Raw genomic sequence first — 22,234 nt, 5'->3', positions numbered from 1 at the left:
TGAACATTGAAGCGAAAATCATCGAAGCGCTCGCACCATGCATCGGGAATGTTTGCCTGAAGCCTAACCCGATGATTGCGGCAAATACCAGAGGCAGCCAGCACCGACGGTCCGGCTCACGATCCCGTCAGGAGTTGCGCGGCAACTAGTGTGAGGAAAGCGCCGATGGCCCGGTCTCGGGATGAATTTCGGCCGCCATCATGCCTTTGGAGCCGGGTCCGAAGCGCACCAGCACGTATTGTCCGGGACGAAGCTCGGTCATGCCGAAGCGACGCAGCGTTTCCATGTGGACGAAGATATCCGGCGTCCCCTCGCCGCATGTCAGGAAGCCGAAGCCACGCAACCGGTTGAACCACTTGACCTGAGCCCGCTCCAGGCCGCTGGTCGGCGTGACGCTGACATGGGTCCGAGGCGGAAGCATCTGTGCCGGATGGATCGCGGTGGACTCGTCCATCGAGACGATGCGGAACGCCTGGTAACCCTTGGCACGCTGGACGCATTCGACAACCAGCCGCGCCCCTTCATAGGCCGTCTGGTAGCCATCGCGCCGGAGAACGGTGACGTGCAGCAGCACGTCGGGCGCGCCATTGTCCGGAACGATGAAACCATACCCCTTGGAGGCATCGAACCATTTGATGACGCCGGATATTTCCACGAGAGTGGCCGCGGCATCGCCAAGGCCAGACAGCGCGTTCAGTGCCGGATCGCGTTCAGCGCCGGCAGCGTATTCCCCCGGTCCAAGCGTATTCTGGCTCGACCCGCCTGTCGGCAGCCCGCCGAGCTTCTTGGACTCAAATCCGTCCGACCCCATGACCCCGGACCCCACACATAAAAAATGGCCCGCTATCATCGCGTTAGCGGCACCGGCCCGCGCCCATCCATGACCATTCATGACAACGCCGCGCGAATCTCTTGAACCAAAAGATAACACTCTCGATCGCGGCGCATAGCTAAAAAGCAACGCAATCTAAAACTATGAACAAGCTTGCACAGCCGCGAATCAATCGCGGATCAATTGCCTACGAACGGCCCGAGCGTCTCTCCGATGTCGTGACGGATCACGAGATCCGCCACTTCATCCTGCTCTGTAGGCTCGTTGTTGATGATAACGAGCCTGGCGCCGCAGTTCTTGGCCATCATCGGAAAGCCCGCCGCAGGCCAAACAACCAGTGACGAACCGATGGCAAGAAACAAATCGCAGTGCTGGGCAAGCTCGGTGGCGCGGCGCATCGCCTCCTCCGGCATCGATTGTCCGAACGAGATGGTCGCCGTCTTCACTGGCTGGTCGCAGACCGTGCAGTCAGGCGCCCCGCCGCTTCGTTCGAAATGGGCCTTTACCCAGACAAGATCATAGGCCTGACCACAGCCGATACAGCGGGCGTAGGTGGTATTGCCGTGCAGTTCGACCACGTCGTCGGCCTTGAAACCCGACATCTGATGCAGATTGTCGATGTTCTGGGTAATGATCGCCGGAATTTTGCCGGCCCGGTAAAGCGACGCCAGAGCGCGGTGCCCGCGGCCCGGCTTTGCCGCGGCAAACGTCGGCTCCATGGCAAAACGCCGCCGCCAGGCTTCCCCCCGCGCGGCGGGGCTGGAGACGAATTCATCGAATGGGATCGGCCGGTTACGGGTCCACAGCCCGCCGGGCGAGCGAAAATCAGGAATGCCGCATTCAGTAGAAATGCCGGCGCCGGTAAACGGAACGATAGAGGCGGCTTGGGCGATCATGTCGCCGAGCTGTTCGACGCCGCTGGGCAGATCCCTGGCGATCACACGGGCAATCCAAGTTGTTGACCGATGATGACTATAGCAATGGCTGTCTGGATTGCCAGATCGCGCAGCGGCGGTGCAAGCCCTCGGAACTCTGCGTGCTTCTTTCCACCGCCGAACTTGATCCAGCCGCGCAATCACAATCCAGCAATACCGCTTCCCCATTCGCGCCCCATTCGCGCCCGCCAATAACAGGCAACGCGAATCAGGCGAACAAATGGGACGACGATGACCGAACAGGAAGAGCAACTCGCGCAGGATCGAGCCGAAATCGCAGCCCGCGTGGCCAGTTTCAGGGAAACACAACGTAAATTCGAACGCGAGCGCGAAGAGTATTACGCGACCACCCTGGGCAATGCCTGGAGCGGATTTGGCCGGCCAGCTTTTCGGACTTGAGCCCTTGCACGTGCCATCCTATTCGCAGCTGCGGAACGAGAGTGCTCCCCAAAGGTTGGAATATTCAAAGGTCGGAATATTTCAGAGGTGCAGCATGCAGGCGTGGATGGAAATTGTCGTAAACGTGATCGGCTATGCGGGATTCATCGGTGTCGCCAACTATCAGCGATCATCGGATCGACAGCGAGCGCCACGCGACCAGCGAGCGTCGGAGTGACCGCGCTGCTGACGGGATCCGTTGGCGTGGTCGCATGCTCAAGGGGACGACGAGTAGGAGATCGGATTACCCCAGCGTTTCCACAGGACCGCGGGCGTCGTTTTCATCAGCTCCCTCTTCGGCTTGTTACGCAATGCTCCCCGCTATTCACAGCCAGGGGATTATTCACAGCCTGGTTAGCCGAGCCGGACAATAGTCCCGCCTCGGTCACCCAGTCATTTTTGTCCATCGCTGGAAGACGACCGCGACCAGCCTCCGTGACGCGTTCCACTCGCTAAGTTGTCAGGCCTTGCAGGGCGAACGCCGCCAAAGGCAGGCCGAGGCTTCCCCACAATTTCATGCTCTTTACCCCGTTTCCTTGCTATTGAACGCCGGAACGAAATGAGGAGCTAGGAAAAACATGCGTTATCTCCACACCATGCTGCGCGTGCGCAATCTCGATGCCGCGATGAAGTTTTACCAGGACGCGCTGGGTTTGAAGGAAGTCCGCCGGGTCGATAATGACAAGGGTCGCTTCACGCTGGTTTTCCTGTGCGCGCCCGAGGACGAAGGCCTGTTCAAGGCTGCCCCCCAGAACCGCGGCGCGCCGCTGGTCGAACTCACCTACAACTGGGACGAGGAGAAATACGGAGAGGACCGCTATTTCGGCCATCTCGCCTATGAGGTCGACGACATCTACGCCACCTGCGACCGCCTGATGAAGGCCGGCGTCACCATCAACCGGCCGCCGCGCGACGGCAACATGGCGTTCGTCCGTTCGCCCGATCTGCATTCGATCGAACTGTTGCAGAAGGGCCAGCCGAAGCCGCCCGCAGAGCCGTGGGCCTCGATGCCCAACACCGGACACTGGTAAGCCGTTTACCAGTTCGTCGTCCGCGTCATGAAGCGTCCCGTGGTCCAGCCGGAACCGCATGCGAGGCAGCGCGTTGTGTCCTTGATTGAGAAATCGAGGAAATCAAGATGGGACGCGGAATATTGCTCTGGATGCTGGGCGTGCCGATTCCGGTCATTATCCTGCTATGGCTGTTCTTCGGCGGCTGAGGCTGCCGTAGCAAGGCGTTGAGCCCAGATGACCCCCGCGGCACTGCGGAGGGTATTTTTTCACTTTTCCTTTCTTTTCCATTCCCCTGATGTTGCAGCCCTCCCCTGCGCGCGAAACGCCGCGCATTCCAGCCGACCTTCGGCTATGAACGGCTGAGATCAACGGGAGCTAGAACGCGTGTCCGACAGCAGGAAGCCGCCGCTCACCATCTGGGGCCGCGCCAATTCAGTGAATGTTCAGAAGGTGCTTTGGTGCCTCGCCGAACTCGATCTCGCCTATCAGCGCATCGACGCGGGCATGCAGTTCGGCAGGAACAACGACGCGTCGTACCTGGCGATGAATCCGAACGGCCGCGTGCCGACCCTGGTCGACGGCGACTACGTGCTGTGGGAATCCAACTCCATCATGCGCTATCTCTGCCTGGCCTATGGCGAGGGCTCGCCGATCTATCCGGCAAAGCCACAGCCGCGCGCCGCCGTCGATCGTTGGCTGGACTGGACGCTTTCGACGCTGCAGCCGGTCGACCGGCCGGTGTTCTGGGCGCTGGTGCGAACGCCGCCTGAACAGCGCGACATGGTTGCGATCCAGAGGGATGCCGACGCGGAAGCCGAGGTCTGGCGGATTGTCGAGGCGCAACTGGCGACGCGGCGCTTCATCGAAGGCGACCAGTTCACGATCGCCGATATCGCGCTCGGCGCATTCGCGCGGCGCTGGTTCGGCGTCGAAGGGATCACCAGGCCTGAACTGCCAAACCTCGCGCGCTGGTTCGCCCAATTCGCGGCCCGCCCCGGTTTCGTGCGGTTCATTGCGCCGCCGATGACCTGATATCTCAGCGCGGGCCGAAGGAGCCGGCTCCGACACTTATCGCCCCGCCGATCTTGATGCAGGTGTTGCTGCCCTCGATCCTGACGAAGCCCGCGCCATACCCGGCACAGGAATTGTCCGGCCCTGCGCGCTTCGCCGGCAGCAGCTTGCCGGAAGTCCCGGCCTAACCGGATTTCTGACCGCGGGGCCGCTCGGCGAACGCGCCGTCCACGGGCAACATCAAGGCAATGAGAACCACGACGGATTTTCGCATCTCCGGCTTTTATCGTCCCTCGCCTGTCCGCGCCATTCCACGTTCTGCCGGACCGCGGGAGAGGAGGAACGGTGTCATGAAGGAGGCTCCCGGGCGGCTTGCCCGGCCGGCCAAACGCCACTATACGTTCGCCGTCGCCGCCTCCTTGGACTGGGAGGGTTGGAGACCGGCCCGGCGATCAAGCGCGCAAAGCATTGATTATCCGGTCGTTTTTGCTCCCTTCGTCTATCGGTTAGGACGCCACCCTTTCACGGTGGAGAGAGCGGTTCGATTCCGCTAGGGAGCGCCATTAGTTCCTCTGACCTCAAACAGACGTCGCGCCGGGCAGCCCTTAGAAATCATCCCAGCCCGGTCGCGCGCCCAGGCGCGCGGCGAGAAAATCGATCAGCAGTCGCGTCTTCGCAGCGAGATAGCGGTTCGGGGCATAGAGCGCAAAAAGGCCGAGCTCGGTTGGCGGAAAGTCCGGCAGCACGACGGTCAAGCGACCCGCCTTGACGTCCGGCCCCACCAGGAAGGTCGGCAGCTTGGCGATGCCTTGCGCGCCGAGTGCGGCGGCACGCAACACGTCGCCGTTGTTCGAACATAGCATGGAGTTGATGGCGAGGTTGATGGTCTGGCCGTCGCGCGTCAGTTGCCAGCGCTGCAGCGTCGTCGAGTGTCCGTAGTTGAGGCAGCGATGCTGAACCAGATCATCCGGGGCTTTCGGCACACCGTGTCTGTTCAGGTAGTCCGGCGCCGCGACCAACACCCGGCGTGCCGGCGCGAGCCTTCGGGCGATCAGGCTCGAATCCGCCAGGATGCCGATCCGTATCGTCACATCGACCCCTTCCTCGATCGGATCGATGAAGCGGTCGTTCAACGTCAGCTCGATCCGGAGGTCGGGATAGCTCGCCATGAACTCGGCGATCAATGGCCCCAGATGGAGGACGCCGAACGATACCGGTGCGTTGATCTTGAGCACGCCCTTCGGCTCGTCATGCAGGCGGGAGACCTGCATCTCGGTTTCCTCGACGCGCGCCAGAATGTCGGCACAGCTTTCGTAGTAGGCAAGCCCTGCCTCGGTCGCGCTGACGCGCCGCGTCGTCCGATCCAGCAGCCGCGCCCCAAGCAATTGTTCGAGCTCCATCACCGCCTTGCTGACGGCCGAGCGGGTGAGACCCAATGCACGGCCCGCCTCGGCGTAGCTGCCGAGCGCGACGACCTTCACGAAGGCATGCATGGCTTCAAGTTTGTCCATAGCTCATTGTAGCCAAATTGGATGCAGATTGGCTAGTTCCAGCGGCATTGATGCAGTCATGGCTTCGATCCACCTTACGGACCAAGGGCGGACCACCGCCGGCCGATAAGGAGATGAACCATGACACTCACGGTACGCAAATCAGAGGAGCGAGGCCGCGCCAATTTCGGCTGGCTCGACAGCAAGCACAGCTTCTCGTTCGGGCATTACCATGACCCCAGGCACATGGGCTTCGGCCCGCTGCGCGTCATCAATGACGACCGCGTGGCACCCGGTGGCGGCTTCCCTACCCACCCTCACAGCGACATGGAGATCATCTCCTATGTCCTGGACGGTGCGTTGGAACACAAGGACAGCCTGGGCACTGGATCGGTGATCCGGCCGGGCGATGTGCAGCGCATGTCTGCCGGCACCGGCGTCCGTCACTCCGAGTTCAATGCGTCGAAGACCGAGCCGGTCCACTTCCTCCAGATCTGGATCATTCCCGAGAAAAAAGGGATCGAACCCGGCTACGAGCAGAAGGCGTTTTCCGACGCCGAAAAGCGCGGCCGGCTCAGGCTGATCGGATCGCGCGACGGCCGCGAGGGGTCAGTCACCATCCATCAGGACGTCGATCTCTACGCCACGCTGCTCGGCAAGGGCGACGTGGTTGACCACGCGATCGCGCCCGGCCGCGGTGGCTGGGTCCAGGTCGCGCGCGGCTCGGTTTCCCTCAACGGCGAGACGCTCGGCGAAGGCGACGGCGTTGCCGTTTCGACCTCGGGTCCGCTGCGGATCGAAGGCCGCTCCGACGCAGAGGTGCTCCTGTTCGACATGGGCGCATGAGCTTCGTGCATCAATCTCAACACCAGCAACCAGGAACCACCGCGTGACCAACATTGCCCCGCTCGCTGCGAACGATATCGCCGAGGTTCACAACCTCGTTGCGCTCTACTGCCTGACCACCGACAACGCGGACGCCGATGCCTTTTTGCAGCTCCGGGTCGATCCCGCCGAGTTCGGCGGATACGACAGCGGCGCTTTCGGCAGCATGAAGACGTGGCAGGAGATGCTCGATTTCGAGCGCCACCATGTCGTTCCCGGCGGCATGGCGAACGGCAAGCGGCACCAGGCGATCAATCTGGCCATCGAGCCGGTCAGCGCGACCGAGGCGCTCGTTATCCACGACTTGATCGTGCTCGAGGTTGCGGAGGCTCCAAGGATCGTCGCTACCGGTCGTTACAATCGCAGCGTCGTCGTCAAGACTGCCCACGGCTGGCGTTTCAAGCGGCGCACCCTCGAGGTCGATCCGGGCTTCTTCAAGCTGATGCAGCCGTCCTAACATTCGTGACTCGGCATGCATGAGGTCGGCGCGAGGCAACCGCCAACCGCGTCCCCGGGCCCGTCCTATAAGCAATCGCGCGCCTCATCCGGCTTTGAGTCGGATGAGGCGGCTGGCATGGCGCCGCGAACTTTGTTCTACTCCGGAGGACAAGGGCCGGCAGGGGCGCTATCGATGGCTGACAATCTTTCGCGGGTGGATGGTTCCCGCGTACTCGCGGACCTCAACGCGCTGCGCGCCATCGGCGCCTACAAGACCGGCGTTCACAAGCCGACCTTCTCGGAACCGCATATGCGTTCGCTGCACTGGCTGGCGCAGCGGCTTGCCGAGGCCGGCCTTGCGGCCGAGATCGACGGCATCGGCAACGTCCTTGGCACGAGCACGAAGCCGGGGCGGAAATTGCTGGCGGGATCGCATCTCGAAAGCCAGAATTATGCGGGCTGGCTGGATGGGCCGCTGGGCGTGGTTTATGCACTCGAAGCCGCCCGCGTGATCAACGCCGATCCGAATGCGACCGGCGCGGTCGAGGTTGCTTCATGGTGCGACGAGGAAGGCCATTTCGGGAGCTTCCTCGGCAGCCGATCGTATGTCGGCGGCGTCACCGAGGCGGAGATTGACGCGGCGCGCGACCGCAGCAGCGGCAAGACGATGCGCGACGCGCTGCGCGAGGTCGGGCTTGCCGGTCGCCCGCGCGCGCGCTGCGAACCCGGCCGGCATATCGGCTATCTGGAAGCCCATATCGAGCAGGGCGAAACCCTCGAAAGCGGCGGCCTTGCGATCGGCATCGTCACCTCCATTGTCGGGATCTGGCAATACCGCCTCAGCTTCACCGGCGAGCAAAATCACGCCGGAACGACGCGGATGGCGGTGCGCCGCGACGCCGGCCTCGCGCTCGCCAGATTGTGCGTCGAAATCGACGATCGCTTCCCGGCCGTCGCCGGCCCACGCACGGTATGGACGACCGGCCGCATCACCCTTGATCCCGGCGCGCCGAGCATCATTCCGGGCGCTGCGGAAATGCTTTTCCAGATCCGCGACGACGATCCCGGGGTGATCGCGCGCCTGGAGCAACTTCTCCGCAGCCTGGCCGCGGACGCCAGCGCCCGCGGCCCCTGTAGCGTGTCGGTCGAGCGAATCCGGACCGGGGCGCCGGCGATCATGGACCCCTCGTTTCAGGAAGCGATCGCGGCCGCCAGCGCAGCCTGTGCCGGCGGCCGGTCGCTGCGCATGCCCAGTGGTGCCGGTCACGACGCCCAGATTCTCGCCACCATCATGCCCGCAGGCATGCTGTTCGTGCCTTCGATCGGCGGCATCAGCCACCATTGGACTGAAAACACTGAAGATACCGACATCGTCACCGGCGCCGAGGTGCTTGTCGACGCCTGCCGGCGCCTGCTGGCGTCATAGCTCGCGACCGGCGCTTCGAGCCGACACCCATAGCCTGCTTTTCTTGGCGACAACGGGTCGCGTTCGCCCTTGTTGCAAACCGCGGGTTTTGCAGCCATTTTCGCCGCTCGCGAGGCAAACTCCAGAACATGCTGCTGCTTCAGGCCCTCCCTACGTCGATCGGCGTTGCCGCGATCGCACCAGCACTGCTGCTGTTGTGGCTTGTGATCGCCGCCGATGAGCGCCCCGGCCCGCCGGCGCGGGTATGGCTTGCGTTCCTGCTTGGAGCCGCCAGCATTTCCCTGCTGGGAATGGCCCGCGCGCCGTTTGCCGCCATTCTCGCCGTGCCTGGAAATCCCTGGATGACGCAGGGAATGCGCTCGGTGTTCGGCGTGGCTGCGCCCGAGGAAATCGTGAAGGTCCTCGTCATTGTCGCGGTTTCAATGCGACGGCGCACCTTCGCCGACCCGATGGACACCGTGGTGTATGGGGCGGCGGCCGGCCTCGGCTTCGCTGCCTATGAAAACCTCGCCTATCTGGTGCAGCATTCCGACATGTGGCGGTCGCTGGCCGCGCTCCGCAGCGTGCTGACCGTGCCGTTCCACGGCGCACTCGGCATCATCGCCGGCGCCTATATCGCCATCGCTCGCGCCGGCGGCGCGCTCGGCGCCCACCGGCACCGCCGCGACTGGGCCCGCATCTCGAATTGGACGCTGGCGCTGCTCGCGCCGATCACGCTGCATGCCGCCTTCGATTTCCCGTTGCTGATGCTGCAGAAGCATCCGCAGCTCGACGCCACCACCCGGCTGCTGCTGGGAACGGCCAGCCTGGTGATCGGGTTCAGTTCGATCGGATTTGCGATCAGGCTGGTAGGGCGCGTCGGCCGCCATCATGCGCCGCGCACCGAAATCGCGCGCGAGCGGCTGAGCCAGTTGCGGCGGATGTGGGCGCTGCTTGTGGCCGGCGGCGGCGCGAGCTTTGTCGGCGCCGCTTTCCTGCTGACGTCGGTCCACCACTGGCTCGTCCATCCGGACCGCCCGGCGTCGCTGCTTCTGGTTCCGCTTGGTCTGACATCGATCCTGATTGGGCTCGCGCTGCTGCTGGCGACCTCCGTCGTCTATGTTCTCGGCCGCAACCGGATCCGGACCTCTTCGGAGGGATTCTCCTCAGCGCCTGAACCCGGTTGAACGTGCTGTATTGTTGATTTCGCTCAATGCAATCTGCAAACAATGAGCTACCGACACAATCTGCCAAAGGCACTGTGCCTCCACAGGCTCCAGTAAACCTCGCATGATGCGACAAGCTGCGGAGATGAAAATGCCCCTTCCTCACGACATCGCCAGGCTGGAAACTGAAGTAAACGCCACGGTGAAGGCGCACTGGAAGGCGTTCCTGTTCGAAGGCATCGTGCTCGCGGTTCTAGGCCTCGCCGCGATGATCGTGCCGCCGCTGGCAAGTCTCGCCGTCGCCATCTTCCTCGGCTGGATGTTCCTCATCAGCGGCATCGCCGGGCTGTTCGTCACGTTCTGGGCGCGGCAAACGCCGGGCTTCTGGTGGTCGCTGTTTTCAGCGGCGCTGGCTGTTCTCGCCGGCGGGATTCTGCTGGCAAGACCGGTCGAGGGCGTCCTCACGCTCACCATCGTCGTCGGCGCCTATTTCCTGGCGGAGGGCGTCATCACCATCATGTACGCGCTGGAGCACCGACGTGAATTGTCGGGGCGCTGGTCATGGCTGGTGGCATCAGGCGTGATGGACATCCTGATCGCCCTCTTGATCATCGCCGGCCTTCCGAATTCGGCCCAATGGGCAATCGGCCTCCTGGTCGGGATCAATCTCATGCTCGGCGGCGCGTCGCTGGTCGGCATGGCGCTGGCCGCACGCCAAGCGGCGGGCTGACTCTTTTTGACCGATCAGGGGATGACAGGCTCGAACGGCTGCGCTATAGGACCGCCATGATCATCCGCGCCGCCAGCACCTATTGGTACTTTAGCAACGACAGCTCGCTGGCGGTGGGAGGATCGCGCTCAATCTGACGAATTGCAGCAGGAAGTCCAAACAGCCGCCAAGCCTGGCGGCTTTTTCTTTGGCCGGCAGGTTCCCCAACAAACAGGAGCCCCAGCCGTGTTGAGCACCACCGACGATCTTCGCATTCGCGAACTGAAAGAACTGATTACGCCGCATGAGGTGATGCACGAGATACCGCGCACCCTCACCGCGACGCGCATCGTGATGGCGGCGCGCAACGCCATCCACGCGATCCTGAACGGGAGCGATGACCGCTTGCTGGTGGTCGTCGGCCCCTGTTCGGTGCATGATCCCGCCGCCGCCGTGGAGTACGCCGAGCGCCTCGCCGCCATGCGTGAAGCCCTTGCCGACCGCATCGAGATCGTGATGCGCGTCTATTTCGAGAAACCGCGAACGACCGTTGGATGGAAGGGGCTGATTAACGATCCCGATCTCGACGGCAGCTTCGACATCAACAAGGGCTTGCGGCTCGCACGCAACGTGCTGTCGGCGGTGAACAATCTCGGTGTGCCGGCGGGCAGCGAATTCCTCGACATGACGACGCCGCAATACATTGCCGACCTGGTTGCGTGGGCGGCGATCGGCGCGCGAACCACCGAAAGCCAGATCCACCGCGAACTCGCATCGGGACTTTCCTGCCCGGTCGGCTTCAAGAACGGCACCGACGGCAATGTCCGCATCGCCGCCGATGCGGTGAAGTCGGCATCGTATCCGCATCATTTCATGGCCGTGACCAAGGGCGGTCGCTCGGCCATCGCGGCGACGACCGGCAACGAGGACTGCCACGTCATTCTGCGCGGTGGCCATCAGCCCAACTACAACAGCGAAAGCGTCGATGCCGCCTGCCTTGAACTCGCCCGCGCCGGCGTGCCGCCACGAATCATGATCGACGCCAGCCATGCCAATAGTTTCAAGCAGCCGGAGAACCAGCCGATCGTCATTGCCGATGTCGCAAACCGGATCGCCGGCGGCGAACAACGCATCACCGGCGTCATGATCGAGAGCAACCTGGTAGCCGGCCGCCAGGAGGTGCTGTCAGGCAGGCCCTTGACCTACGGGCAGAGCATCACCGACGGCTGCATCGACTGGGAGACGACGGTGTCGGCGCTGACTCTGCTGGCTGACGCGATCGCGACCAGGCGCGGGGCGCTGGGCGGACAATTCCGCGAACGTTCGGCCTAGCTAGCAACCGCGGCAGATGCTCTTGATCTTGCGGTCGAGCGCGCGATTTTCCTGGCTCAGCGGATCGTTCGGGTCGCTCTGGGCTTTTCCGCTGGGCAAATCGCTCGGGCGTGGCTGCCGGTTGCCAACCGGCGTCTTCAGCTCCGGCCGATTCGAGTTTTTCGGCACCGACGACGACCCCTGCGCCAACGCATCTGGAGCGCCAATCAAAGCCGCCAGCGCCATGAATAGGATGGTTCTTCGCATCCCGGTTCTCCCGTTTCTCCTGTCCGGTCGCGGCTTGGCCATCGCGCCGGAGTCCTCGGCCATCGTCCAGTTACAGTTTCGGCGGGTAGAGATGAACCTCGCCGCAATAATCGACGATACGATACTCTGCAGCCGCGGTGGATTCACCTTCCTGCGAACTGGCCTGCGACAAATAGCTGGGACCAATCGGTGCCTTGCCATGCCCGCCGGGAATATCCAGCACATACGCCGGCTGGCACAGGCCGGAGACGCGGCCCCGCAGACCTCGCATCAACGCCTGGCCCTCGGCAATCCCGGTACGCAGATGCGACGTGCCCGGCGCAAGATCGCCATGGTGCAGGTAATACGGCTTGATCCGACATTCGACGAAGGCGCGCATCAGCGCTTCGAGAACGGCTGCGTCATCATTGACGCCGCGCAGCAACACCGACTGGCTCACCAGCGGAATGCCGGCATCGGCAAGCCGCGCGCAGGCGGCACGGGCCTCCGAGGTCAACTCGCGCGGATGGTTGGCATGAACGGCGATCCAGGTCGTCGCGCGGTTCGACTGCAATGCGCTGACCATGTCGATGTCGATACGATCCGGCGCGACCACGGGCACGCGGGTATGAATCCGAACGATCTTGACGTGGTCGATGGCCGACAGGTCCTGCATGATCTCGGCCAGCCGTCGCGGCGACAACATCAGGGGGTCGCCGCCGGTCAGGATGACTTCCCAGATTTCCTTGTGCCCACGGATATAGTCCAGCGCCTCGCGGTAGGCGCTGTCCGATAAAGCCGTCGCCTTGCCCGGCCCGACCATTTCGCGGCGAAAGCAGAACCGGCAATAGACCGCGCAGACATGCACCAGCTTGAACAGCACCCTGTCGGGATATCGATGGACAATGCCGGGGACAGGCGAATGCGCGTCATCGCCGATTGGATCGGCGCTTTCACCTGGCGTGCGCACCAGCTCCAGCGCGCTCGGGATGAACTGCCGCGCGATCGGATCGTCAGGATCTTCGCTTTCGATCAGCGCCGCGACGGCAGGCGTCACCGCAATGGCGTAACGCGCGGCGACAGCTTCGAGATCAACAAGATCAGCCGCGGGCGCGAGCCCGCGCGCGACCAGTTCGGCCGGTTGCCGCAGCGTCGCAGACAGCTTCGGATCTATCCTGTTCATGCCTCACCTGCCGGCGGCGTCCACACCACCTGGTCCACCCGCGTCGCGCCGCTTGCGAGCATCACCAGCCGATCGAACCCGAGTGCGACGCCGCTCGACGGCGGCATCGCCGCGACCGCGGCGAGGAAATCCTCGTCGACCGGATAGCGCTCGCCATAGCGCCGCGCCTTCTCGTCCATGGCCGAGGCGAAACGACGGCGCTGCTCGGCGGCATCGGTCAGTTCGCCAAAGCCGTTGGCGAGTTCAACGCCGCAAGCGTAGATTTCGAACCGTTCGGCAACACGCAGATCGGACGCTTTCACCCGCGCCAGCGCCGCTTCCGGCGTCGGGTACTCGAACAGTACCGTCAGACGTCCCTGCCCCAGGTTCGGCTCGACGTGTTCCACCAGCACCTTGCTGAAAATATCCGACCACGTGTCGTCATCGGTGATCCGCACCCGTGGCCGCGCCGCCGCGGCGAGCGCCGCGCGGTCGCCTTCGCCATTCACAACGGTGGCCAGGAGGTCGATGCCGGCAAAGCGCTCGAACGCCGCCGCCACCGTGAGCCGTTCCGGTTCGGCGAACGGATCGGCGGTTCTGCCGCGAAACGAGAATCGCCTGACGCCGGTTGCGGCCTGCGCAATCACGGCGATGCTGTCAGCCATGACGGCATCATAGTTCGCGTTCGCGCGGTACCATTCCAGCATGGTGAATTCAGGTAAATGCAGATCGCCGCGCTCGCGGTCGCGGAACACGCGCGCGAACTCGAATATCCGCGTTTCGCCGGCGGCCAGCAATTTCTTGGCGGCGAACTCCGGCGAGGTCCGCAGATAGCGTGTCGCGCGCGTCCCCTCGCTGCTCGTCAGCTCGGTACGGATGGCATGCAGGTGGGTCTCGTTGCCAGGCGAAATCTGGAGGATCGCGGTTTCCACCTCGGCAAAACCCTGTTCGTCGAACCAGGTCCTGATCGCCCTGGTGATCGCGCCTCTCGCCGTCAGGAACGGCCTGCGATCGACGTGCCGTGACGCCGACCACCAGGGCGAGGCGTCGTCAGTCCCGTCCATTAGCTGGCAATCCGGACGAGCGGCCGCGAGGCAGTTTCTGCGGCGCCCGTGGCGGGGTTCGATGAGCGAGAAAACAGCATTGAAATTGTTTGGCTTTCCTTCCAGCGGCGTTCCTGGACCGAAACAACGGCGCGATCTTCATGTCCAAAGATGGGACCTTTGTCTATCGGCCCCTTCGCAACCATTGCTGAACGCCAGGCGCGGTCGAACTTAGCCAACGGGGGTCGTCAAAAGACAGCGAAATCAGGCGGTTTAACCGGCTCGCTCAGCCTGGCCGAATCACGGCAAAACGCTGGCTTCGACGGCCAAAATCAGTATGTTGCAGCCCGAAACCGCCTCGATGGTCCCACGGACACCTTTGTCCGGATTGTCCCGAGGCCAGAAATCCAGGAAAGCCAGCTTTGAAAGTCATCGCCAGTTCCATTCGCAAGGGCAACGTCATTGAGCAGGACGGCAAGCTGTATGTCGTTCTCACCGCTGAAAACATCCATCCGGGCAAGGGGACCCCGGTCAGCCAGATCGAAATGCGCCGGATCGGCGATGGCGTGAAAATCTCGGAACGCTACAAGACCACCGACCAGGTCGAGAAGGCGACCGTCGAGGATCAGAACTTCAACTACCTCTATGAAGACGCCGACGGCTTCCATTTCATGAACACCGAGAACTACGATCAGGTCCAGGTATCCAAGGAAGTCGTCGGCTCGTCCGCGCCCTACCTGCAGGAAAACATGACCGTGAAGCTTTCGATGCACGGGTTGAACCCGGTGGCGATCCAGCTGCCGCAGCGCGCGACGCTTGAGGTGGTGGAAACCGAGCCCGTCACCAAGGGCCAGACCGCCTCCTCGTCCTACAAGCCTGCCATTCTTTCCAATGGGGTGCGTACCGCCGTCCCGCCGCATATCGGAACCGGCACGAGAATTGTGGTGATGACCGAAGACGGCTCTTACGTTGAGCGCGCCAAGGATTAGGATAACGCCTTAGATTAGCTCGTTACGGGGCACGCGCCGGGGGGCGATGCATTGACTGGTATGGCGGTCCGCTTGCGCAGGCGTTGGCTGGTAGCCGCCTGTCTGCTCCCGGTCGCGCTGTCGGACGTGCTTGCCGGCGAGTTCAGGACGCCCGCTATATCAGCGGTCCGCGTTGAATGGCGCACCGCGATCGAGCAGCTCCGCGCCGAGATCAATACCAAACCGACGATTGCCTCGCATTTCACCTTCGCCGGCCGGCGGCGGGTGCCGGCTCGGGATCCCCGTTCCACGCCCGCCCTGGTGCAACTCAACGCGATCACCTCGCCGCTGTTCGCCGGGATAGGCCGCAGTCCGGTGCCTGTGCTGTTGCCGTTCGATACCGCAGGCTATCTCGAATCCCGGGCCAGCGGCGCGCCGGACAGTTTGTCGGTGCCGCGATCGCAGGCCGAGTTCCGCCCCGCCGACATGTTTCACGCCGGCCCCGCCGGGTACGACGCGGTGTTTTCACTGGAGCCCGGCGCCGGCGATGGCCTGCCGCGCCGCACCTTTACGAAACCGATCGAGGTGCAGATCACCGGCTCCATTCTCATCTACGATCTCGCCGACCCCGCCGGCGGCAAGGGCGAACCGGTCAAGGCGCTGGCGGCGCAATTCCCGGACCTGCGCCGCTTCATCCGCGAAGGCCATGTGCGCTACGCTTTCACCCGATTTGGTGTTCCCTATGTGGTGTCGATCCAGTGCCTGGACTCGACGCCGCGCGCGCGGCGGCTGGCCTGCCGCGAGGCCTACCCGATCGCCGAGCGCTTCCTGAAGGCGTTGCGCGTCGCCGGCGGACTGCCGTCGCAGCCGCGCCGGGATATTGCGTCCGAACCGGCCGAGCGGCCGCCAGCGGTTTCGCCCGACTTCAGCTATCGTCGAGGCGGCGACATCATCGCCCACAGCGGCGCGCGCAAGCTTGGCGGCAGCCCCGATTTCGCCGCCTATTCCCAGATCCGCTTTCCGCTGCAGAAAGCCCCGGCCGCCATTCGCTCGCAATCGTTCGGCAAGCGCAAGACCGACGACGGCATCTATCCCTGGCGGGACAATTTTTGCGAAGCCCGCAGCTTCCAGGTCGGTCAATGCGCGGCCGGCTACGGCCATCAGGGCCAGGACATTCGCCCTGCCCCGTGTCCGCCGGGCAGCGACAACGACGGCAGCTGCCATCCGAGGAAGCAGGCCGTCGTCGCCGTCCGCGACGGCGTGTTGATCCGTTCACCGAAGCAGCAGGCGGCGACCCTGCAGGTCAACACGCGTAACGAGCACATCCGCTTTCGTTACATGCACATGAACCCGTCCAGCATGGACGCCGACGGCGTACTCAACGGGCGCGAGGTCGCCGAGGGCGAGAAGATCGGCGTGGTCTCCAACTACCTCGACTTCCCCAACGGCACCTCGTACCACCTGCACTTCGACGTCCAGGTATTCACGCGCGACGGCTGGCTCTGGGTCAATCCCTACACCACCCTGATCGCGGCCTATGAACGCCTGATCCGCGGCCGCGGCCGCGAGATCGGCACCGATCCGCCCGCGGTGGCGCAGACTCTTCCGGAAAGCGTTCTTCGCCACGCCGCGCGACAGGGCCGCGAGAACTGATCGCGATGCTACGAGGCCGCCGCACCCACCGTTGCCTTCCGTGCTGGCGGCGTCCAACGGAAGGCGGCTCCGAACCGGTTCCAGGCATTGATCGAGGCAATTGCCGAGGTAAGGTAGGATAGTTCCTTCTCCGAAAACTCCGCGCTCGCTTCTGCATAAACCTCGTCGCTGACACCATTCGCGAGCAAGGTGAGCGCCTCCGTCCATGCCAGCGCCGTCCGCTCGCGCGCAGAAAACTGCGGTGCCTCACGCCAGACCACCACCAGGTTAAGTTTGTCGGTGGGCACGCCGAGTTTCTCGCCCTCCATGATGTGATACTGAACGCAGAAAGCGCAGCCATTGATCTGCGAGGCCCGCAGCTTGACCAGTTCGAGCAACTGCTTGTCCATCCCCGCCTTGGCGGCGACCTGACCGAGCGCCAGCACGGCCGCGTAGGCGTCCGGCGTCAGCGACATGAAATCCTTGTACTCGCTGCGGGCGTGCGTCATTTCCCAACCCCTCGTTCTCGATGCCAAGAGATCATTATAGGTCGCCATTCTGGCCCGTCCACGGGCCGTGGCTACTGGGAAATGCTTTCAAGATTGATGGCGAAAACGCGGTTCCCGCGGCGTCATGGCTTTTGGCGCAAGCCCGCCGTGCCGCTAGAATGCCGGCATGAAACAGCCTGATTCCCCTGTAGACCCGACCCGCCGCGCCCTGCTGAAAGCCGGCATCGGCGCAGGCGCCCTGCTCGCCTCGCCGCTTGCCGCGTTTGCCGCCGCTCCACCCGGCTTCGAGCAGTGGCGCGACACTTTTCGTGCGCGCGCGCTCGGCAAGGGCATTTCGGATGCGACCTGGACGCGGGTGATGGGCCGTATCGAACCCGACATGAGCGTGTTCCGGCAGATGGCGAAGCAGCCGGAATTCCACGAACAGATCTGGCAATACGTCAACCGCCGCGCCTCGGACTGGCGCATCATCAACGGCCGCGAGGCGCTGAAAAAACACGAGGCGCTGTTTGCGCGGATCGAGCAGGATTTCGGCGTCGAACGCGGCACCCTGCTGGCGCTGTGGGGCGTCGAATCGGCCTATGGCGATCCGCTGGTGCAGCAGAACCACATGCGCCCGATCTTTCCCGCGCTCGCGGCTCTCGCCTGGAACGAGCCGCGCCGCCGCGCCTATTGGGAAACCGAACTGATCAATGCGTTGAAGATCGTCGATCGCGGCTGGGGCACGCCGGAGGAAATGCGCGGCTCCTGGGCCGGCGCGATGGGGCATACGCAGTGGATGCCGGAAGTCTGGCTCAATGTCGGCATGGACTACGACAAGGACGGCAAGGTGTCGCCGTTCGGCAAGCCCGACGACGCGCTCGGCTCCAGCGCGCGCTATCTGCTCAACCGTGGCAAGTACCGTCGCGGCGAGCACTGGGGCTATGAAGTCAAGGCGACGGGCGCGGCGTCCGGCGGCAGCCGAACCTATGCGGCATGGGCTGGCGCCGGGGTGGCGCGCGCGGACGGCAAACCGTTCCCCCAGCCGAGCGCGTCGGCGCAGCTTTGGGTGCCGGTCGCGGGTGGCCCGGCGTTCCTGCTCGGCCCGAACTTCTACGCGGTGCGCAGCTACAACCCGTCGATGAACTACGCGCTGGCGATCTGCCATCTCGGCGACCGCATCCTCGGAGCGCCGCCCTTCATCAATCCCTTCCCCGGCTCCGAACGCGCGCTGACGCTGGCCGAGATCCAGGAGTTGCAGACGCGATTGACAAAGGCCGGCTTCGACACCGGCGGCACCGACGGCCGCGTCGGCAACGACACCATGAAGGCGGTGAAGGATTATCAGACCAGGATGGGATTGCTGCCCGCCGACGGCTATGACGGGCTGAAGGTGCTGGCGCGGTTACGGCAGGGAAATTAGTTCGCGGTAGCGCCAGCCACACCGTCATTCCGGGGCGATGCAAAGCATCGAACCCGGAATCTCGAGATTCCGGGTCTGGTGCTAACGCACCATCCCGGAATGACGGAGGAGAATGATCACGCTCTCCGCACCACACCGCCAGCATTTATGCCGCCATCGATGACGAGCTCTGTCCCCGTCACGTAGCGCGAGGCGTCGGACGCAAGATACAGGACGCCCTGCGCGATCTCCTCGGCATGCCCTGCCCGCCCGAGCGGGGTTGCCATCTTCGCGCGCTCCTCGGGGTCGATCGGCGCATTCTGTCCGGCGCCTGCCGCCTCGGTCGGGATCTTGCCCCAGATCGGCGTGTCGATGATGCCGGGGTGCACCGAGTTGACGCGGATGCCGTCGCCAAATGTGGCGCACTCCATCGCGATCGCCTTGGCGAACAGCCGGACGCCGCCCTTGGTCGCGCAGTAGCCGGATAAGTTCGCCGAGCCGCGCAGGCCCGCCAGCGACGACATCATGATGACGGAGCCGCCGCCGGTCTTGCGCATCGCCGGCAGGCAGTGCTTCACCGACAGAAACACGCCGTCGAGATTGATCGCGGTCTGCCGCCGCCAGTCCGAAAGCGACATCTGGGTGATCGACGGCACCGAGATGCCGATCCCGGCGTTGGAGACCAGCACGTCCAGCCGCCCGTAACGCTTCATCACCTCGGCCACGACCTCGATCCAGCGGTCCTCGCTGGTGACGTCGTGATGACAGAAATTCGCCTCCCGGCCGGCCTTCTTGATCCGCGCTGCGACCTCTGGGCCCTTCAGGTCGTCGACATCGGTCACCGCGACAGCAGCGCCCTCCCGCGCCAGCAGTTCGCAAACCGCCTCGCCGATGCCGGATGCGCCGCCGGTCACCAGGGCAACCTTGCCCTGAACCTGTCCCGTCATTTCTTCCTCCACCTGTTCTTCTGTCTGATTACCTGATGACCGCCGGACCCTCGTCCGGCACCGCGACGTCGATCACGCGCAACTGCACACGTTCCGAACCCTGATAGCGATCGACCGCAAGCGAGCCTGCAACATGCAGCGGCTGGCCGCGGTTCTGCGTCAGCGCCTGGCCCAGCTTCTGGCCGATCGATCGAAACGCGATGCCGTTGACGATGGCGCCATCGCCCGACTTGAAGCGCAGGCGCAGATGCGCCTGACCGACTTCGTCGGCGTAGACGAGTTGATGCGCCGGCAGCGCGATCACCGGCTCCGGATTGCCCGCCCCGAACGGCCCGGCGCGGTTCAACGTATTGGCGAACTCCACCGTCACGCTGCGCGCGCTGACGGCGCCATCGATCAGCAGTTCGTTTTCATGGCGCGATTTGGCGACGTCCTCGGCCAGCGCACTCTCGATATAGGCGCGAAACTCCGCGAGCCTGTCCTTGCGCAACGTCACGCCCGCCGCCATGGCATGGCCGCCGCCCTTCATCAGCAAACGATCCTTGACCGCCTGCCGCACCGCCTTGCCGAGATCGACGCCCGAGATCGAGCGGCCCGAGCCGGTGCCGATCCCGCCCGGCTCCAGCGCAATGGCAAAGGCGGGACGCGCGAACTTCTCCTTCAACCGCGAGGCGACGAGACCGACGATGCCGGGATGCCAGCCTTCGGACGCGGTGACGATGACCGCGCCCTTGTCTTCAAGCCCGAGCGACGCCAGCGCCTCGGCTTCGGCCTGCGCTTCCGCCGCCTGCTCGATGACGCGCCGCTCGCTGTTGAGGCGGTCGAGTTCGGCGGCGATCCGCGCCGCCTCCGAGATATCGCCCTCCAGCAACAGCCGCACGCCCAGATCGGCACGGCCGATCCGCCCGCCGGCATTGATGCGCGGCCCCAGCATGAAGCCGAGATGCCAGGCCTCGGGCGGGCCGTTCAGCCTTGAGACGTCCATCAGCGCGGTATGGCCGACATGGTCGCGGCGGCGCATCGCGATCAGGCCCTTGGCGACGAAGGCGCGGTTGAGGCCTGTGAGCGGCGCGACATCGGCCACGGTGCCGAGCGCCACGTGATGCAGCATGCCGAGCAGGTCCGGCTCCGGCCGCTCGTCGCTCCAGAATCCGCGGCCGCGCAATTCCCGGTTGACCGCCACCAGCGTGATCAGCACGAGGCCGACGGCGGCGAGATGGCCGAGCCCGGAGATGTCGTCGGGCCGGTTCGGGTTCACCAGCGCGTCAACCTCGGGCAGTTCGTCGCCGGTCTGGTGATGGTCGATCACGACCACGGACATGCCGAGCCGCCGCGCCTCGGCGAGCGGCTCGAAGCTGGTGGTGCCGCAATCGACCGTGATCAGCAATGTCGCGCCCTTGGCGGCGAGCGCTCGCACCGCTTCGACATTTGGCCCGTAGCCTTCAAAGATGCGGTCGGGGATGTGGATCAAGGGATCGAGCCCGCAATGCCTGAGATGCCAGGCCAGCAGCGCCGCGGAGGTCGCGCCATCCACGTCGTAATCGCCGAAGATCGCGGCCATTTCGCCGCGCGTGGCGGCATCCGCGATGCGCCTAGCCGCCGCCTCCATCCCGGTCACGGCATAGGGATCGGGCATCAATTTGCGAATGGTTGGGTCGAGGAAGTCTTCGACTTCATCGATGCCAACATCGCGCCCGGCCAGCACGCGCGCCAGCATCTCCGGCAAGGCGTAGCGCTGCGTGATGGCCAGCGCCCGCGCCGCGCCCCGCGCGTCGAGCCGGTCGCGCCACAATTTGCCCGTCGCCGAACGCGCCACGCCGAGGAAGGCCGGCGGCGGCTCAACGGGAAGCGCGGAGGCTGGAAGTGTCATGGTGGCTGCGAGAGATAGGCACAAACCGGGGGTTCGGCAAACACAAAGCGCTCTCGCGTGGAATTCGCTAGCAGCCGAGCCGGTCGGCGATCCCGCCGAAATCCCCGGCGACGATGTCCCAGTCGCCCGTGGCCTCGAAATCGTATTTCTGGTGCGGGCCGTATTCCGTCGGCCGCGCCACGAAGGCGGTCTTGAGGCCAAGCTGCTGGGCGGCCTTGAGGTCGTTGTTGTGGGCGGCCACCATCATGACCTGGCCCGGCGGCAGGCAGAGCAATCGGGCGGCGCCGAGATAGGTCTCCGGATCGGGCTTGTAATGCTCGAACAGTTCCGCCGACATGATCAGATCCCACGGCAAGCCCGCGAACTTCGCCATGTTGGTCAGCAGCACGACATTGCCGTTGGAGAGCGGCGAGATGATGTACTTCTTCTTCAGCCGGGTCAGCCCCGGAACGCTGTCGGGCCAGGGATGCAGGCGGTGCCAGCCCAGTGTCAGGTACTGCAGATCGGCGTCGCTCAACCCCTTGATCGACATCTGCGCGACCAGTTTTTCCAGCGACCGCCGGTGCAGCGTATCGAGGATCTGATAACCGCGCTCGGGGTGCTTGCGCACCTCGTCCATCGAGGCGGCATAGACCGCGCGCCAGCCGTCGACCAGCGCGGTCCAGTCGGCCTTGACGCCTGATGTCTTCGACCATCTGGTGAAATCGTTGATGAGGCTGGTGCGCCAGTCGACGACGGTGCCGAACACGTCGAACACCAGCGCCTTCACCGCTGATAAGTCGGACATGCGAGCCCCCTCCTGCTTTTTTGTTGTCATTCCGGGGCGATGCGTAGCATCGAACC

The 22,234-nt window shown here is 64.2% G+C and carries 24 protein-coding genes and 1 tRNA gene; 14 read left to right on the top strand and 11 right to left on the bottom strand.

The features are described 5' to 3' along the window. Window positions 1-145: 145 nt before the first annotated feature. From Q0D31_RS16110 to Q0D31_RS16100, 3 genes are all read right to left on the bottom strand, one after another. The gene (locus tag Q0D31_RS16110) at window positions 146-811 is read right to left on the bottom strand and encodes a cold-shock protein (RefSeq protein ID WP_291852971.1); all 666 of its coding nucleotides are present in this window, start codon (window positions 809-811) and stop codon (window positions 146-148) included. A gap of 200 nt (window positions 812-1,011) precedes the next feature. Next, window positions 1,012-1,773, bottom strand: coding sequence for a Sir2 family NAD-dependent protein deacetylase (locus tag Q0D31_RS16105; RefSeq protein WP_291853205.1), 762 nt, complete (start codon window positions 1,771-1,773; stop codon window positions 1,012-1,014). After that, window positions 1,770-1,907, bottom strand: coding sequence for a hypothetical protein (locus tag Q0D31_RS16100; protein WP_291853222.1), 138 nt, complete (start codon window positions 1,905-1,907; stop codon window positions 1,770-1,772). Before Q0D31_RS16100 ends, Q0D31_RS16105 begins: the two co-directional genes overlap by 4 nt. Window positions 1,908-1,998: 91 nt before the next feature. Between Q0D31_RS16100 and Q0D31_RS16095 the strand changes: the two genes are divergently transcribed. From Q0D31_RS16095 to Q0D31_RS16080, 4 genes are all read left to right on the top strand, one after another. Continuing rightward, a complete protein-coding gene (locus Q0D31_RS16095; RefSeq protein WP_291852968.1) occupies window positions 1,999-2,166 on the top strand; it encodes a hypothetical protein in 168 nt (55 codons plus the stop codon). A gap of 617 nt (window positions 2,167-2,783) precedes the next feature. Continuing rightward, window positions 2,784-3,236, top strand: coding sequence for a VOC family protein (locus Q0D31_RS16090; protein ID WP_291852965.1), 453 nt, complete (start codon window positions 2,784-2,786; stop codon window positions 3,234-3,236). 366 nt (window positions 3,237-3,602) lie between these two features. Next, window positions 3,603-4,250, top strand: coding sequence for a glutathione S-transferase (locus Q0D31_RS16085; RefSeq protein ID WP_291852962.1), 648 nt, complete (start codon window positions 3,603-3,605; stop codon window positions 4,248-4,250). Between the two features lie 467 nt (window positions 4,251-4,717). Next, window positions 4,718-4,792 (top strand) — tRNA-Glu (locus Q0D31_RS16080). Window positions 4,793-4,834: 42 nt separating this feature from the next. Here the strand turns inward: Q0D31_RS16080 and Q0D31_RS16075 are convergent. After that, window positions 4,835-5,740 (bottom strand): LysR family transcriptional regulator, encoded by a 906-nt coding sequence (locus Q0D31_RS16075; protein ID WP_291852958.1) that lies wholly within the window; start codon window positions 5,738-5,740, stop codon window positions 4,835-4,837. Between the two features lie 120 nt (window positions 5,741-5,860). Here Q0D31_RS16075 and Q0D31_RS16070 point away from each other — a divergent pair, with 120 nt between their 5' ends. From Q0D31_RS16070 to Q0D31_RS16045, 6 genes are all read left to right on the top strand, one after another. Further along, window positions 5,861-6,565: a pirin family protein gene (locus Q0D31_RS16070; RefSeq protein ID WP_291852955.1), complete on the top strand. Its 705-nt coding sequence runs from the start codon at window positions 5,861-5,863 to the stop codon at window positions 6,563-6,565. A 43-nt stretch (window positions 6,566-6,608) separates the two neighbouring features. Further along, window positions 6,609-7,061, top strand: a complete 453-nt coding sequence (locus Q0D31_RS16065) for a nuclear transport factor 2 family protein (RefSeq protein WP_291852952.1) — start codon at window positions 6,609-6,611, stop codon at window positions 7,059-7,061. Between the two features lie 174 nt (window positions 7,062-7,235). After that, window positions 7,236-8,468: a Zn-dependent hydrolase gene (locus tag Q0D31_RS16060; protein WP_291852948.1), complete on the top strand. Its 1,233-nt coding sequence runs from the start codon at window positions 7,236-7,238 to the stop codon at window positions 8,466-8,468. 128 nt (window positions 8,469-8,596) lie between these two features. Further along, window positions 8,597-9,634, top strand: a complete 1,038-nt coding sequence (locus Q0D31_RS16055; protein ID WP_291852945.1) for a PrsW family glutamic-type intramembrane protease — start codon at window positions 8,597-8,599, stop codon at window positions 9,632-9,634. Between the two features lie 124 nt (window positions 9,635-9,758). Further along, a complete protein-coding gene (locus Q0D31_RS16050; protein WP_291852942.1) occupies window positions 9,759-10,343 on the top strand; it encodes an HdeD family acid-resistance protein in 585 nt (194 codons plus the stop codon). Between the two features lie 225 nt (window positions 10,344-10,568). Next, window positions 10,569-11,654: a 3-deoxy-7-phosphoheptulonate synthase gene (locus tag Q0D31_RS16045; protein WP_291852939.1), complete on the top strand. Its 1,086-nt coding sequence runs from the start codon at window positions 10,569-10,571 to the stop codon at window positions 11,652-11,654. Here Q0D31_RS16045 and Q0D31_RS16040 read toward each other — a convergent pair whose 3' ends face one another. From Q0D31_RS16040 to epmA, 3 genes are read right to left on the bottom strand one after another with little or no spacing between them, the layout of a single operon-like run. Further along, entirely contained in the window at window positions 11,655-11,963 is a 309-nt protein-coding gene (locus tag Q0D31_RS16040) for a hypothetical protein (RefSeq protein WP_291852936.1), read from the bottom strand. It abuts the gene before it with no gap. Window positions 11,964-11,970: 7 nt separating this feature from the next. Then, a complete protein-coding gene (locus Q0D31_RS16035; protein WP_291852933.1) occupies window positions 11,971-13,062 on the bottom strand; it encodes a lysine-2,3-aminomutase-like protein in 1,092 nt (363 codons plus the stop codon). Further along, window positions 13,059-14,105, bottom strand: a complete 1,047-nt coding sequence (gene epmA, locus Q0D31_RS16030) for an EF-P lysine aminoacylase EpmA (protein ID WP_291852930.1) — start codon at window positions 14,103-14,105, stop codon at window positions 13,059-13,061. Before epmA ends, Q0D31_RS16035 begins: the two co-directional genes overlap by 4 nt. 48 nt (window positions 14,106-14,153) lie before the next feature. Here epmA and Q0D31_RS16025 point away from each other — a divergent pair, with 48 nt between their 5' ends. The 3 genes from Q0D31_RS16025 to Q0D31_RS16015 are packed head-to-tail and all read left to right on the top strand — an operon-like array spanning window position 14,154 to window position 16,705. After that, window positions 14,154-14,510: a hypothetical protein gene (locus Q0D31_RS16025; RefSeq protein WP_291852927.1), complete on the top strand. Its 357-nt coding sequence runs from the start codon at window positions 14,154-14,156 to the stop codon at window positions 14,508-14,510. Next, window positions 14,507-15,073: an elongation factor P gene (gene efp / locus Q0D31_RS16020; protein WP_291852924.1), complete on the top strand. Its 567-nt coding sequence runs from the start codon at window positions 14,507-14,509 to the stop codon at window positions 15,071-15,073. Before Q0D31_RS16025 ends, efp begins: the two co-directional genes overlap by 4 nt. A 60-nt stretch (window positions 15,074-15,133) precedes the next feature. Then, the gene (locus Q0D31_RS16015; protein WP_291852921.1) at window positions 15,134-16,705 is read left to right on the top strand and encodes a M23 family peptidase; all 1,572 of its coding nucleotides are present in this window, start codon (window positions 15,134-15,136) and stop codon (window positions 16,703-16,705) included. Between the two features lie 8 nt (window positions 16,706-16,713). Here Q0D31_RS16015 and Q0D31_RS16010 read toward each other — a convergent pair whose 3' ends face one another. Beyond that, entirely contained in the window at window positions 16,714-17,193 is a 480-nt protein-coding gene (locus Q0D31_RS16010; protein ID WP_291852918.1) for a carboxymuconolactone decarboxylase family protein, read from the bottom strand. Window positions 17,194-17,359: 166 nt separating this feature from the next. Here Q0D31_RS16010 and Q0D31_RS16005 point away from each other — a divergent pair, with 166 nt between their 5' ends. Then, complete coding sequence (locus tag Q0D31_RS16005) at window positions 17,360-18,595, top strand: lytic murein transglycosylase (RefSeq protein ID WP_291852915.1); 1,236 nt, start codon at window positions 17,360-17,362, stop codon at window positions 18,593-18,595. Between the two features lie 116 nt (window positions 18,596-18,711). Here the strand turns inward: Q0D31_RS16005 and Q0D31_RS16000 are convergent, their stop codons facing one another. The 3 genes from Q0D31_RS16000 to Q0D31_RS15990 form a co-directional block, all read right to left on the bottom strand. Beyond that, window positions 18,712-19,521 carry a glucose 1-dehydrogenase gene (locus Q0D31_RS16000; RefSeq protein ID WP_291852912.1) on the bottom strand — a complete coding sequence of 270 codons (810 nt, stop codon included), beginning with the start codon at window positions 19,519-19,521 and terminating at the stop codon, window positions 18,712-18,714. Window positions 19,522-19,549: 28 nt separating this feature from the next. Then, on the bottom strand, window positions 19,550-21,391 hold the full coding sequence (gene recJ / locus Q0D31_RS15995; protein ID WP_291852909.1) for a single-stranded-DNA-specific exonuclease RecJ: 1,842 nt from the start codon (window positions 21,389-21,391) through the stop codon (window positions 19,550-19,552). 67 nt (window positions 21,392-21,458) lie between these two features. Further along, window positions 21,459-22,178 (bottom strand): haloacid dehalogenase type II, encoded by a 720-nt coding sequence (locus Q0D31_RS15990; protein ID WP_291852906.1) that lies wholly within the window; start codon window positions 22,176-22,178, stop codon window positions 21,459-21,461. Window positions 22,179-22,234 lie beyond the last annotated feature (56 nt).

This window comes from Bradyrhizobium sp. (genome assembly GCF_022844465.1).
Lineage (GTDB): Bacteria > Pseudomonadota > Alphaproteobacteria > Rhizobiales > Xanthobacteraceae > Bradyrhizobium.
Note: the sequence above shows the minus strand (reverse complement) of the source record. Positions and strands in the feature narration are given on the sequence as shown.

Bases quoted from the DNA above. Each gene is read 5' to 3' on its own strand.
- recJ (WP_291852909.1), bottom strand. From the start codon at position 21,391: ATGACACTTCCAGCCTCCGCGCTTCCCGTTGAGCCGCCGCCGGCCTTC.
- Q0D31_RS16050 (WP_291852942.1), top strand. From the start codon at position 9,759: ATGAAAATGCCCCTTCCTCACGACATCGCCAGGCTGGAAACTGAAGTA.
- Q0D31_RS16075 (WP_291852958.1), bottom strand. From the start codon at position 5,740: ATGGACAAACTTGAAGCCATGCATGCCTTCGTGAAGGTCGTCGCGCTC.
- Q0D31_RS16000 (WP_291852912.1), bottom strand. From the start codon at position 19,521: ATGACGGGACAGGTTCAGGGCAAGGTTGCCCTGGTGACCGGCGGCGCA.
- Q0D31_RS16005 (WP_291852915.1), top strand. From the start codon at position 17,360: ATGAAACAGCCTGATTCCCCTGTAGACCCGACCCGCCGCGCCCTGCTG.
- Q0D31_RS15990 (WP_291852906.1), bottom strand. From the start codon at position 22,178: ATGTCCGACTTATCAGCGGTGAAGGCGCTGGTGTTCGACGTGTTCGGC.
- Q0D31_RS16070 (WP_291852955.1), top strand. From the start codon at position 5,861: ATGACACTCACGGTACGCAAATCAGAGGAGCGAGGCCGCGCCAATTTC.
- Q0D31_RS16090 (WP_291852965.1), top strand. From the start codon at position 2,784: ATGCGTTATCTCCACACCATGCTGCGCGTGCGCAATCTCGATGCCGCG.
- Q0D31_RS16010 (WP_291852918.1), bottom strand. From the start codon at position 17,193: ATGACGCACGCCCGCAGCGAGTACAAGGATTTCATGTCGCTGACGCCG.
- Q0D31_RS16110 (WP_291852971.1), bottom strand. From the start codon at position 811: ATGGGGTCGGACGGATTTGAGTCCAAGAAGCTCGGCGGGCTGCCGACA.
- Q0D31_RS16040 (WP_291852936.1), bottom strand. From the start codon at position 11,963: ATGGCCGAGGACTCCGGCGCGATGGCCAAGCCGCGACCGGACAGGAGA.
- Q0D31_RS16015 (WP_291852921.1), top strand. From the start codon at position 15,134: ATGGCGGTCCGCTTGCGCAGGCGTTGGCTGGTAGCCGCCTGTCTGCTC.
- epmA (WP_291852930.1), bottom strand. From the start codon at position 14,105: ATGGACGGGACTGACGACGCCTCGCCCTGGTGGTCGGCGTCACGGCAC.
- Q0D31_RS16055 (WP_291852945.1), top strand. From the start codon at position 8,597: ATGCTGCTGCTTCAGGCCCTCCCTACGTCGATCGGCGTTGCCGCGATC.
- Q0D31_RS16095 (WP_291852968.1), top strand. From the start codon at position 1,999: ATGACCGAACAGGAAGAGCAACTCGCGCAGGATCGAGCCGAAATCGCA.
- Q0D31_RS16035 (WP_291852933.1), bottom strand. From the start codon at position 13,062: ATGAACAGGATAGATCCGAAGCTGTCTGCGACGCTGCGGCAACCGGCC.
- Q0D31_RS16060 (WP_291852948.1), top strand. From the start codon at position 7,236: ATGGCTGACAATCTTTCGCGGGTGGATGGTTCCCGCGTACTCGCGGAC.